This is a genomic window from Nostoc sp. UIC 10890 (assembly GCF_054786515.1).
In genome coordinates this window covers 5761220-5772432 of the sequence record NZ_JBSGKF010000001.1, presented here as the reverse complement: position 1 = coordinate 5772432, position 11213 = coordinate 5761220, and the positions used below count along the sequence as shown (strand labels likewise).

Below are 11213 nucleotides of genomic sequence, written 5' to 3'. Positions count from 1 at the left end.
CGTAATTCGTAATTGAATTTTTTAATTACGAATTACGAATTAGCAATTACGAATTATTAATTAGGGCATTCTGGCAAACTTCTCTCAGCGTAACTGCAATCAAAATAAATTAAAGCTTCCCTACTAGAGGTAAAACTTCTAGTTGTGGTATATGAGTCACTGTTTGGACTTGCTTCATATAGCCAAACTTTCAAATAGTAACTGCTATTATCATCGCTAGACCATAATTCATAACGGTAATCACCTCCTGAACCCTGACTATTTAAGTAGTCGGCTAGTGCTATGTTTGATGCAGACACAAAGCTAAATACAGTCAAAACAGGAATTACAGCTACTTTTAGTATTTGGATTAATTTCATAAATGCACAAAAAACTTACTTCCTCTAGCTTCCTTTACCGAAGTAATTTTTGTAACTAGTAATCATCAGGAACATTTTGTGAGGATATCGTAAGGCACTTAGTCTTTCAAGACGCGATAAATCGCGTCTCTACAAGCGTTATCGATATTTTTAGCAGCGATCGCACTATTTATCAATCAATTTTCTTGATTAAATACCTGAAAACTGCTCTTGCAGAGTGCGTTATTAATATAAAAGTACGGTAATTCGATAAAGTTACTGCACTTGTTTTGTCATTGGATATCACCATATAACTCCACCAAAATCAAGTTTCATCTCGCTATTAGTCTAGTTTTCGGCTTGTTTACTGAAATACTTTACAAAAGTTTATTTGTATTAATGAAAAGAATTTTCAATAAGTCTGATAGGATATTTTCAGGCTTATTGAGATAGATATTCATTAAGCTAATTGTATATCTCAGCGATTTGAAAACTTTCTCAGGAGGTAACGCCATGACAAAGATGGCTGTTCAAACAGCTGTTAATTTTATCGATTTGTTTGTGGCTGTATGGCAACGTGTCATTCCAAGGGCGCAAACCTGCCCAAGGGAAGCTACCGGAAAACCTTAAAACAGCTAAGTCTTGGAGTGAATTCAATGCTGGGTGGACAGTAGGTAGCTGTGGAGGAGCTTTGTTTGCTTTCCTGCTGCTAACTAATAGCAGTTTGTTTTTCTGAGTTGCACGAACTAGGCAAATAAGTATCCTTGCGTCAATTATTGCGATCGCATCTGGCGGGTGCTTTGCACCATCGCGCAGCATCTCCAAAGAAGAATCACACATCATAATATATCAGGTGAAAATATGTCGAAGAAAATTGGTCTGTTTTACGGTACTCAAACTGGCAACACTGAATCTGATGCTGAAAAAATTCGGGATGAGTTTGGTGGTGATCTTGTAACATTACATCCCATTTACGAGGCGGATACTACCACTTTTGATGAGTATGAATTGCTGATTATTGGCTCTCCCACTTGGGATATTGGTCAACTTCAGAGCGATTGGAAAAGCTTTTTGCCTGATCTGGATGAAATAGATTTTAGTGGTAAGTTGGTTGCCTATTTTGGTGATGGAGATCAGTATGGCTATGCCGATAATTTCCAGGATGCAATGGGAATTTTGGAAGAAAAGATTTCCCAGCGGGGTGGTAAAACTGTTGGCTATTGGCCAACTGAGGGATATGACTTTGAGAATTCTAGAGCTTTGAAAAATGGCAAGTTTGTCGGATTGGCACTTGATGAAGGTAGTCAATCTGATTTAACAGATGAGCGAATTAAAACTTGGGTTGCTCAGTTGAAGACAGAATTTGGTTTGTAGAAAGCCTTGGGTGCGGGAGATCCCCGACTTCTTATAGAAGTCGGGGATCTGACAACTAGTGAAATTGCAATACTACTCGGTTAAGCATTTTGAACCCAAAGTTTGGTTTGGGGAAAGGGTTAAAGGGAAAGGGTTAAAGGTTTTTAATTTCCCTTTCCCCCTTCCCCTTTCCCCCTTAACCGACAAGTATTGAGTGAAATTGATAATTTAGAAGTTATAGGTATTTATGTCTAATTCATTTGATGTTCTGTGGTTAAGTGCCAGTCCTGCTTTACAGCGTTTTGATAAACCATTACTTGAATATTTATCTGGGTATATAAGCATCGCCCAGTGGGAATACCAGCAAACCAAAGATGAAGCCAGTTCCATAGATCAAGCTGTGGAGTTGTTGTATGACTTTTTAGAATGGCGCGGCCCCGTGCATTTAGTCGGACATGGGATGGGTGGTGCGATCGCCTTAATCTTTGCTCGTCGATTTCCTAAAAAAGTGCGATCGCTAACTCTGCTAGCTGTAGCTGCTCAACCTGCAAACAATTGGCACGCTCACTATTACTTTCAACGACAACTTTTTAGCATCAGCCGTGAGCTAGTTTTGGCAAGTAGCGTTCGCAGCCTATTTGGAAATCAACCACCTCATACTACTAAAAAATTAGTAGCCGCCTTAGATAAAGATTTAGAACAATCTCCCTCATCCCACTCTTTATTTAAGTTGGTTTATTTACCCAAGGGTGGAGTTTCTATGCCAATGATGGTATGTGGTAGTAAGAGTGATCCGGTAGTCAACTCAACTGTATTACATGACTGGTTGAATTGGTTCAAGCCAGAAGATAAGCTCTGGGAATGCCCACAAGGATATCATTTTTTTCACTACTTCTATCCTCAACAGGTTGGCGAACAGATTTTGAGTTTCTGGCAACACCACCATCCCCATTTACTGGAAGCATCTGCACTATCTTTTAGCACTTCTACAAGTTATTCATGAAGGCAGAAAGCAGAATAACCCACGCTTAAAAAGTAATATTTCCTTAGTAGTTTGAGCGGTGATAGTTAGTATTGTCGCTCCGCTTGCGTTGCCCATTTTTTCTCCAGTTTTAATGATTACATTTTGTGGCGATCGCTGTGTCAAGTAAAGACGCAATGAATCGCGTCTCTACAAATTGTCTTTTTCAAATTGGTATTACCTTAATTAACTTTCGTACTCCTCTTTTCTTTCCCAGTGGTATCTTTAATGCATTCGGCTATAACCCAAAGATGCTGTGCAAGTAAAGATTTAAACGAATTCAGAGGTTAGTTCATGGATTTTCTCTCCGACACCGTTGCCCTCTCACGGATGCAGTTTGCACTGACGGCGATCTTTCACATGCTATGGCCTGTTCTCACCACTGGGATGGGGATTTATCTGGTCATTGTCGAAGGAATGTGGCTCAAAACACGCAATCCCGATTACTACCACCATGCTCGTTTCTGGGCAAAGTTATATGTGTTGAACTTCGGTATTGGTGTAGCATCCGGTTTGCCGATGGAGTTTCAATTTGGCACGAACTGGGCCCCATTTTCCGAAGCGGTAGGTGACTTTTTTGGCAGCATTTTAGGCTTTGAGGCTTCAATGGCATTCATGCTTGAAGCCGGATTTCTGGGGATTATGCTGTTTGGCTGGGAACGAGTAAACCCAGTGATTCACTATTTCGCCACGATTATGGTTGCCTTTGGCGCAAACCTATCTACCTTCTGGATTTTAGCGGCAAATTCTTGGTTACAGACTCCGGCTGGCGGAGAAATGGTGAATGGAAAGTTTGTTGTAGATGATTACTTTCAGGCAATTTTAAATCCTTTCATGCTCAACAGCGTCTCGCACATGTTTTTGGCGACGCTGGAAACTTCGCTGTTTGTGATTGGGGGAATTAGCGCCTGGTATATTCTCAACAAGCGTCATCAGGCTTTCTTTGCGCGATCGCTTAAAATTGTCTTAGCAACTGCGATCGCAGTCACCCCATTACAAATCTATGTAGGACACCTCAGCGCCGAACAAGTAGCTGATTATCAACCTACCAAACTCGCGGCGATGGAAGCCAAATGGGAAACCTCTCCTGCCGGCCAACCCGCGCCCTGGAGTGTGGTGGCATTGCCCAATAACCAGACTGAGCAAAATGATTGGGAAATCTCAATTCCCAACGGCTTAGGCTATATTTTGGAATTTAAAAAGAACCTCTCTAAACCCGTTCTCGGACTGAAACATTGGAAGCCTGAAGATCGCCCCCGGATGGTGGGTTTGATTTATTATTCCTTCCGTATTATGAGCGGTATTGGCTTCTTCTTAGCTGCATTGATGGGACTCAGTGTGATTCAGTGGTTGCGGGGCAAACTCTCACCAGAAGCGATCGCCGAGCAGAAATGGCTACTGCGAATCTGGATTTTGGCGGCTCCATTGGGCTACATCGCCGTCGAATCAGGCTGGATTGTGCGTTGTGTTGGGCGGCAACCTTGGGTGCTTTACGGGCAAATTCGCACCGCAGACGGAGTTTCTCACCTACCTGCTAGTGAGGTGTTAACATCCTTGGTCATTTTTACTGGAATTTATACAACCCTGTTTATTTGTGCTTTATTCTTTGGTAGTCGCATCATTCGTCAAGGCCCGAATCTGGAACTTCCGGTTCCAGGCGTTGACACCGAACCTGGTGTAGAAACTACTCCGGCTGAATTTGTTCCAGATCAACGTCCTGTTGAAGCAGAGCAATGAAATCAATTCGTAATTCGTAATTCGTAATTCGTAATTCGTAATTCGCAATGAGGAGTGCTGAGTAGTGAGAGGATGTTTTAAAAGTCATGATTGATGTATCAAATATTTTTACCCCACCCTAACCCTCCCCTTGTAAAGGGGAGGGAACTGGATTTTCTTGTTTCCCCCCTTTATAAGGGGGGATTAAGGGGGGTAATAATTCGATTCAAATCACGGCTAACTACTTTTAAAATATCCTCTGAGAGGTGCGTGTTGAGTATGGTAAGTCAATAAGTAATTGTATGGACAATCTAGAACACTTTTTAGCGCAGGTTTGGTTTGTCATTTTGGCTCTGTTTTTATTTCTCTACGTCATGTTAGACGGGTTTGATCTAGGCGTAGGCATCTTATCACTAACCAGTTCCAATGACGACCGACGCGACATCTTAATGACGAGTTTGGGTAATGTTTGGGATGCAAATGAAACCTGGTTGGTGTTGATGGGGGGTGCGTTGTTTGGGGCATTTCCTCTAGCTTATGGCACTATTTTAAATGCGCTCTACATTCCTATTTTTGGGATGATCTTTGGCTTGATTTTTCGGGCTGTGGCCTTTGAGTTTCGAGAGCATTCTACAAACAAAGTGTTTTGGAATGTGGCGTTTGGAGTCGGTAGTTTCATGGCGGCGCTATTTCAAGGATTCGCCTTGGGCACTATTTTAGAAGGCATTAAGGTGGATGAAGCGGGTCACTTTATCGGCAGTATGTGGGATTGGTTCGATTGGCGATCGCTCTTGGTTGCCTTGACATTGATTCAGGGTTATGTATTGATTGGCTCCACCTATCTCATCTTAAAAACTGAGGGAGAACTGCAAACGTCCCATTACCGCACAGCCAAACTCGCTGCTTGGACAACGCTCTTAGGTGCAATTTTAATCACGATCGCTACCCCTGTTGTATATGAAAATGCCAGAGCAAAGTTATTTCACCAGCCAGAAGTTTATCTATTTTCAATCATTCCAGTGTTAGGTGTGCTGCTGATTTGGTTATTAATTCAAAGCCTGAACCGCAAAGCAGAAACTACTCCCCTCGTTTGGACAGTGCTGCTTTTTCTACTTAGCTTTGTGGGGTTAGGATTAGTTGTTTTTCCCTATATCATCCCCCCAAGCATTACCATTTATCAGGCAGCGGCAGCACCTAGTGCATTAGTCTTCATGATTATTTTCATTGGATTTCTTATTCCAATTATGTTGTTCTACAACATCTACAATTACATTGTGTTTCGAGGGAAAGTGGCAGGCACACATTATGGAGAGTAGGTGACACAATCAAGACGCGACAAACCATCACAAAGACGCGATAAATCGCCGTCTCTACAAAAGACTGATTATTGTAGAGACGGCGATTCATCGCGTCTCTTGCCTTAACCCAACTCACAAAAAAAATAGTGTCTATCCAAAATTCAAAATTTGGTAAATTTGTGTTTCTCTGTCGATTAATTTTAGGGAAATATTGCTAACTCAGTTTCCGGGTCAAAAAAGTGAATTTTCTCTGGAGTTAGAGATAACCAAAGTTGCTCACCAGGTTGTACAAATCTGTCTGGTGGTATTCGCACTTGTAGGGAATTGGCTGTAGCAGCGGGTTGGGAACCAGGTTCGGCAATCTTAACAGTGAGAAAGGAATCGTTGCCGAGATTCTCTACCAAATCTACCTGCACTGGTAGATTTTTAGTTGCAGGCATACTCAAGTTCAAATGTTCTGGGCGAATGCCTAAAATTAGAGTTTTCCGATCATATTTTTGTAAGGCATTTACCCAGATTTCTGGTAGGGTGAAACGTAACTGGGAATGAGTAATCAACTGTGGAGCATGAAATTCCACAGGAATAAAATTCATCGGTGGTGAACCAATAAACTCTGCTACAAAAAGATTGGCAGGACGGTTGTAGAGTTCTAGAGGAGAAGCAACTTGCTGAATTTTACCCTCAGACATAATTGCAATGCGATCGCCCATTGTCATCGCTTCTGTTTGATCGTGGGTGACGTAAATCGTCGTTGTCCCCAGTTGGCGCTGCAATTTCACAATTTGAGCGCGAGTTTCCGCCCGGAGTTTGGCATCTAAGTTAGAAAGCGGTTCATCCATTAAGAATACTTGGGGGTCACGTGCGATCGCTCGTCCCAATGCAACCCGTTGTCTTTGTCCCCCAGATAGCTGTTTGGGTAAGCGATTCAGCAATGTTTCAATTTGCAACAGTTGAGCAACACTACGCACCTGCTCATTCACCGCTCTTTCTTTATCAGAAGTGTAGCGCAATCCTTTAGGTAACTTTCTGGTCGCTCCCACAAAAAGATTTTCCGCCCATGTCCGAAGATAGGGAGTATTTTCTCCTCTGCTCCTCTGCTCCTCTGCTCCCCTGCTTCCCCTGCGGCGTAACCCAAAGGCGATGTTGTCATACACCGTCATGTGAGGATAGAGGGCGTAATTTTGAAACACCATTGCGATGTCGCGTTCCTTGGGTGGTAAGTCATTGATTAAGCGATCGCCTATCCAAATATTGCCGCCAGTCATCACTTCTAACCCGGCGATTAACCGTAGTAGAGTGCTTTTACCACAACCAGAAGGGCCCACCAGCACCATAAACTCACCATCTGCGATCGTTAGGTTAATCCGCCGCAAGACGTTGACACTTCCCGCACGCTCTTGCGCTGCATCATTCTCCCCAGATGTGAGGGGAGATTGGGCTTGTGAGCTAACACTTTCCCCTTTACGTGGGGAAAAACTTTTATAAACGTTTTCTAAAACAACTTGAGACACAACTAATTTGGGGATTGGGCATGGGGCATTGGACAAAGGACAAATGACTAATGACAAATGACCAATGACACTTTAGCGCCCATCATAATACACGTTCTGTGTAAATACGAAAAGTTAAAAAAACAGCTTGCACTATCAAAAGCAAACTATCCTGAATTTTACGCCTGTCAACATAATTCATAATTGATAATGACGCTTGCGGACTCACTACCGCTACGCTAACGTAATTCGTAGTTACAATCAGTGCTTACTCTGAACCCACCACTGTCTTGTTGACCACCAAATATGCAGATTTTGTGGGGGCTTGTACCCATTTAATTACGAATTACGAATTACGAATTAGTAATTATTTGGTCAGGAGGTGTTGTGATGAATACCGATATACCTAAAAATCTTTCTCAAGATCCAAGTATTAACCTTAGCCATGACATTGTAGACGTACAAACCACAGATTGTTGCATTGTGGGTGGAGGCCCAGCAGGAGCAGTATTAGCGCTGTTGTTAGCGCGTCAAGGTATTTCTGTGATGCTGCTGGAAGCACACAAAGACTTCGATCGCGATTTTCGCGGCGATACGATTCATCCATCGGTGATGGAAATTATGGAAGAATTGGGACTTAGCGATAGCTTGCTAGAACTCCCTCATGCCAAAATGCGCCAAATTAGGGTTAAAACTCCTCAAGATACTGTCACTTTGGCAGATTTTAGTCATCTGAAAACCCACTACCCCTACATTACGATGCTTCCCCAGGTGAAATTTCTGGAGTTCATCACCCAAGAAGCACAAAAATATCCTAGTTTTCATCTGGTGATGGGTGCGAATGTACAAGAATTAATTACCGAAAATGGCACGATTCAAGGTGTCCGCTATCGGGGAGGGGGTGGTTGGCATGAAGTTCGGGCAATACTGACAGTGGGTGCAGATGGTCGCCACTCACGTTTACGCCATCTGGGTGAGTTTGAGTCAATCGAAACCTCACCACCAATGGATATCCTTTGGTTTCGCCTACCGCGTCAGCCAGAAGACCCAGAGGGAGGAATGGGGCGCTTTGGTCAAGGTAAAATCATCGCTATGCTTGACCGTGGTGATGAATGGCAACTTGCTTATGTTATCCCGAAAGGAGGCTATCAAAAATTACGGGCTGAGGGTTTGGAGGAATTAAAAAAATCTGTTGTTGAAGTAGTGCCAGAATTCCAGCAACGCATCCACAATTTACATGATTGGTCACAAATAGCTTTTCTCTCAGTCGAGTCTAGCCGCGTCAAACGCTGGTATCTTCCGGGACTCTTACTCATTGGTGATGCAGCTCATATAATGTCCCCCGTTGGTGGAGTTGGCATTAATTACGCGATTCAAGATGCTGTCGTCGCAGCGAATGTACTCAGCGAACCCCTCAAGAATCGACATGTAGAACCCAGCGACCTAGCAAAAGTACAGCGTCAACGAGAGTTGCCCACACGCATCATTCAGGCGTTTCAAACTTTTATCCAAAAGCGGGTATTTGCCCCCGTTCTCAGCTCAAATCGGAACTTTGTACCACCTGCGTTCTTGCGCTTACCTATCTTGCGCGATCTGCCAGCCAGGTTGATTGCCTTCGGTATTTTTCCCTCTCATGTCAAGACTTAATTTTTTCTATTTGATGAATTAATGGTACAATTATACTACTCTATGCAGAATTGAATGCTCAATTTAGTCAAGCGAGGGTGGCGAACAGTATACTCAATGCTGTTCAAAGCGATCGCTTGGCTTTTATGCTAGAAATAACTAAAAAGAATTCAGCACCCAGGAGTCAGAAGTCAGAATTGATAAGGAGTTTAGTATGATTGGTATATTCATCCATCAAGTGTTCTCCTGACTCCTGTTAGCGTAGCGGGGCGTAGGGCGTGTTTTGAAAGTCTTAGATCCCCCCAACCCCCCTTAAAAAGGGGGGCTAAGAATTTCTTAAAGTCCCCCTTTTTAAGGGGGATTTAGGGGGATCTAAAAAATTAGGAGGGTAAACGAGTAGTTTGAAAACAAGCCCTAGCCCATTCTGACTCATGAATTCTGTTAAAAAATTTGTTCAAATATTATTAAAAAATGCAAAAAATTAAACCTATTTAGATATTAGTTAGCACTACATAGAAAAACCCCCTCTTTTTCAATCAGTACTTTTTGCAGTCAGGAGTAATTTTAATGAACAGCTGCGTTTTGATGGCGGAAATTATTAACGAGCCGCAACTCCGCTATACAGCGGATAATTTGGGAGTCACGGAAATGCTGGTTCAGTTTCCCAATTCCCAGAAACCAGAAGATCCGCCAGCCACTCTGAAAGTTGTCGGCTGGGGAAATTTAGCGACAGAAATTCAGCAAAACTACCACCAAGGCGATCGCGTCATCCTGGTAGGACGTTTAGGTATGACTACTGTTGAGCGTCAAGAAGGTTTTAAAGAAAAACGTGCTGAATTAACAGTCCAACAAATTCAACCTGTTGGAGGTAGTTTTAATACTGATCCATTACCCTCAGCAACCGCAACTCCATCATTCACTGAAACGGCTCCAAGACAAACATCTTCAGCATCTCGTCCTCCACAGAAAGACGTTAGCAGTTACGAGTCACCACGGGGAGCACCTACCCCAGCGACAAATCCTGTTGGCGTTACCCCCCAACCGACAAGTTACGAACCCGTACCCCAACCCACAAATTATGAGCGAACCACTTATCCCGCAGTGAAGGAGGAAGAACCAGATCCAGATGATATTCCGTTCTAAAGTTGGTAGATAAAACTTGGGTTGCAAGCGCTAACTCACATTGACACTCCCCTAGTTGAACAAATCTCGCTGCGCTCTATTTGCTCGAAAAACTAGGGGATTCTTAAGACCAAATTAATGATCTTAATGGCGATATCAAAGCGCCTCTACTGATTCCAGTAAGACCAAAAAAACTGCGGAGTAATTGATGGCTGTTCCCGATAAATTGGGAGCGATAAACTTCAGCCTTAGGCAGGTCTGAGTAGTTCACCTGATTAATTAACCACAGACACTTGTCACAATTTGTAGAAACTCCCGTAAAACAGGTGTCATATCCTCTTGTCGCCACACTACAGCCGTTTCTACTAACGGTGTTTTTTCTTCTAAAGTGCGATAAACTACACCAGCCCTTTGAAGATTTTGCAAAGAAGACGGTACGATCGCAATCCCCATTCCTGCTGATACTAGCCCAATAATTGTCTGCATTTGGATTGCTTCTTGAGTCACTTTTGGACTGAAATTTCCTTGCTGGCAAAGACTTACGATTTGGTCGTAAAGTCCGGGGCCCAAATGGCGAGGGAACATAATAAAATTTTCTCTCAAGAGCGATCGCACTGAAATACTTTCTTGTTTAGCTAAGAAATGAGTTTCTAGCAAAGCTACAATTAGTCCTTCTTGCTGAATGCATTCTTGATTGAAAGTGTTGTCTTCTAAAGGTGGATGGGCAAAACCTACATGGATGCGGTGATTGAATAGCGCTTGTTCTTGCTGAGTTGTCGTTAATTCTTGCAATACTAACTCTACCTCTGGAAACTGTTCTCGAAACTGCCGCAAAATCACAGGCAGCAAATCGTAAGTTACTAAGCTGGTGAAACCTACTTGTAATTGTCCTTTCTCACCCCTACCTGTCCGTTGAGTCAGATCAATTGCCTTGGACAGTTGAGCGAACAATTGATAAGCTTCTTGCAAGAATACTTGTCCGGCTTCCGTTAGCTGCACCTGTCGTTTAGTTTTGCGTTGAAAAAGTTCTACTCCTAGTTCTGCTTCTAGCTGCTGAATTTGCTGGCTTAAGGGTGGTTGAGCGATGTGAAGTCGCTCTGCGGCTTTACTAAAGTGCAGTTCCTCAGCTACAGCAATGAAGTAGCGCAGGTGTCGCAGTTCCATAGTTTTGATATTTTATAAGTCTCAAATATTCATAAATATATATTGGACATGTCAAAAATTGCTACCTATCATACTCATACATGCA

11 protein-coding genes are annotated in these 11213 nt (G+C 42.9%); 7 read left to right on the top strand and 4 right to left on the bottom strand.

Annotated features, from left to right (window positions below; translation table 11 throughout):
- Nucleotides 1–56 precede the first annotated feature (56 nt).
- Entirely contained in the window at nucleotides 57–359 is a 303-nt protein-coding gene (locus ACWATR_RS23980; RefSeq protein WP_460337998.1) for a hypothetical protein, read from the bottom strand.
- A gap of 477 nt (nucleotides 360–836) precedes the next feature.
- Nucleotides 837–1181, bottom strand: a complete 345-nt coding sequence (locus tag ACWATR_RS23975) for a hypothetical protein (RefSeq protein WP_460337995.1) — start codon at nucleotides 1179–1181, stop codon at nucleotides 837–839.
- Between the two features lie 18 nt (nucleotides 1182–1199).
- Here ACWATR_RS23975 and fldA point away from each other — a divergent pair, with 18 nt between their 5' ends.
- The 4 genes from fldA (at nucleotide 1200) to cydB (ending at nucleotide 5744) form a co-directional block, all read left to right on the top strand.
- Nucleotides 1200–1712 (top strand): flavodoxin FldA, encoded by a 513-nt coding sequence (gene fldA / locus ACWATR_RS23970; protein WP_460337992.1) that lies wholly within the window; start codon nucleotides 1200–1202, stop codon nucleotides 1710–1712.
- Nucleotides 1713–1938: 226 nt separating this feature from the next.
- Nucleotides 1939–2694, top strand: coding sequence for an alpha/beta fold hydrolase (locus tag ACWATR_RS23965; protein WP_460337989.1), 756 nt, complete (start codon nucleotides 1939–1941; stop codon nucleotides 2692–2694).
- A 312-nt stretch (nucleotides 2695–3006) separates the two neighbouring features.
- Nucleotides 3007–4449 (top strand): cytochrome ubiquinol oxidase subunit I, encoded by a 1443-nt coding sequence (locus tag ACWATR_RS23960; protein ID WP_460337986.1) that lies wholly within the window; start codon nucleotides 3007–3009, stop codon nucleotides 4447–4449.
- Nucleotides 4450–4730: 281 nt separating this feature from the next.
- Entirely contained in the window at nucleotides 4731–5744 is a 1014-nt protein-coding gene (gene cydB, locus ACWATR_RS23955; RefSeq protein WP_460337983.1) for a cytochrome d ubiquinol oxidase subunit II, read from the top strand.
- 182 nt (nucleotides 5745–5926) lie between these two features.
- Here the strand turns inward: cydB and ACWATR_RS23950 are convergent, their stop codons facing one another.
- Nucleotides 5927–7237: an ABC transporter ATP-binding protein gene (locus tag ACWATR_RS23950; RefSeq protein ID WP_460337980.1), complete on the bottom strand. Its 1311-nt coding sequence runs from the start codon at nucleotides 7235–7237 to the stop codon at nucleotides 5927–5929.
- A 57-nt stretch (nucleotides 7238–7294) separates the two neighbouring features.
- Here ACWATR_RS23950 and ACWATR_RS23945 point away from each other — a divergent pair, with 57 nt between their 5' ends.
- The 3 genes from ACWATR_RS23945 (at nucleotide 7295) to ACWATR_RS23935 (ending at nucleotide 9985) form a co-directional block, all read left to right on the top strand.
- Nucleotides 7295–7420 (top strand): hypothetical protein, encoded by a 126-nt coding sequence (locus ACWATR_RS23945; RefSeq protein ID WP_460337977.1) that lies wholly within the window; start codon nucleotides 7295–7297, stop codon nucleotides 7418–7420.
- 186 nt (nucleotides 7421–7606) lie between these two features.
- A complete protein-coding gene (locus ACWATR_RS23940) occupies nucleotides 7607–8863 on the top strand; it encodes an FAD-dependent oxidoreductase (RefSeq protein WP_460337974.1) in 1257 nt (418 codons plus the stop codon).
- Nucleotides 8864–9409: 546 nt separating this feature from the next.
- Nucleotides 9410–9985, top strand: a complete 576-nt coding sequence (locus ACWATR_RS23935; protein WP_460337971.1) for a single-stranded DNA-binding protein — start codon at nucleotides 9410–9412, stop codon at nucleotides 9983–9985.
- Nucleotides 9986–10243: 258 nt separating this feature from the next.
- On the opposite strand, the gene ACWATR_RS23930 is transcribed toward ACWATR_RS23935, so the two are convergent.
- On the bottom strand, nucleotides 10244–11128 hold the full coding sequence (locus ACWATR_RS23930) for a LysR family transcriptional regulator (RefSeq protein WP_460337968.1): 885 nt from the start codon (nucleotides 11126–11128) through the stop codon (nucleotides 10244–10246).
- Between the last annotated feature and the right edge of the window lie 85 nt (nucleotides 11129–11213).

What these genes read in the sequence shown, in the direction of transcription:
- ACWATR_RS23935 (WP_460337971.1), top strand. Translation starts at nt 9,410, where the DNA reads ATGAACAGCTGCGTTTTGATGGCGGAAATTATTAACGAGCCGCAACTC.
- ACWATR_RS23975 (WP_460337995.1), bottom strand. Translation starts at nt 1,181, where the DNA reads ATGATGTGTGATTCTTCTTTGGAGATGCTGCGCGATGGTGCAAAGCAC.
- ACWATR_RS23960 (WP_460337986.1), top strand. Translation starts at nt 3,007, where the DNA reads ATGGATTTTCTCTCCGACACCGTTGCCCTCTCACGGATGCAGTTTGCA.
- ACWATR_RS23930 (WP_460337968.1), bottom strand. Translation starts at nt 11,128, where the DNA reads ATGGAACTGCGACACCTGCGCTACTTCATTGCTGTAGCTGAGGAACTG.
- fldA (WP_460337992.1), top strand. Translation starts at nt 1,200, where the DNA reads ATGTCGAAGAAAATTGGTCTGTTTTACGGTACTCAAACTGGCAACACT.
- ACWATR_RS23940 (WP_460337974.1), top strand. Translation starts at nt 7,607, where the DNA reads ATGAATACCGATATACCTAAAAATCTTTCTCAAGATCCAAGTATTAAC.
- ACWATR_RS23980 (WP_460337998.1), bottom strand. Translation starts at nt 359, where the DNA reads ATGAAATTAATCCAAATACTAAAAGTAGCTGTAATTCCTGTTTTGACT.
- ACWATR_RS23965 (WP_460337989.1), top strand. Translation starts at nt 1,939, where the DNA reads ATGTCTAATTCATTTGATGTTCTGTGGTTAAGTGCCAGTCCTGCTTTA.
- cydB (WP_460337983.1), top strand. Translation starts at nt 4,731, where the DNA reads ATGGACAATCTAGAACACTTTTTAGCGCAGGTTTGGTTTGTCATTTTG.
- ACWATR_RS23945 (WP_460337977.1), top strand. Translation starts at nt 7,295, where the DNA reads ATGACCAATGACACTTTAGCGCCCATCATAATACACGTTCTGTGTAAA.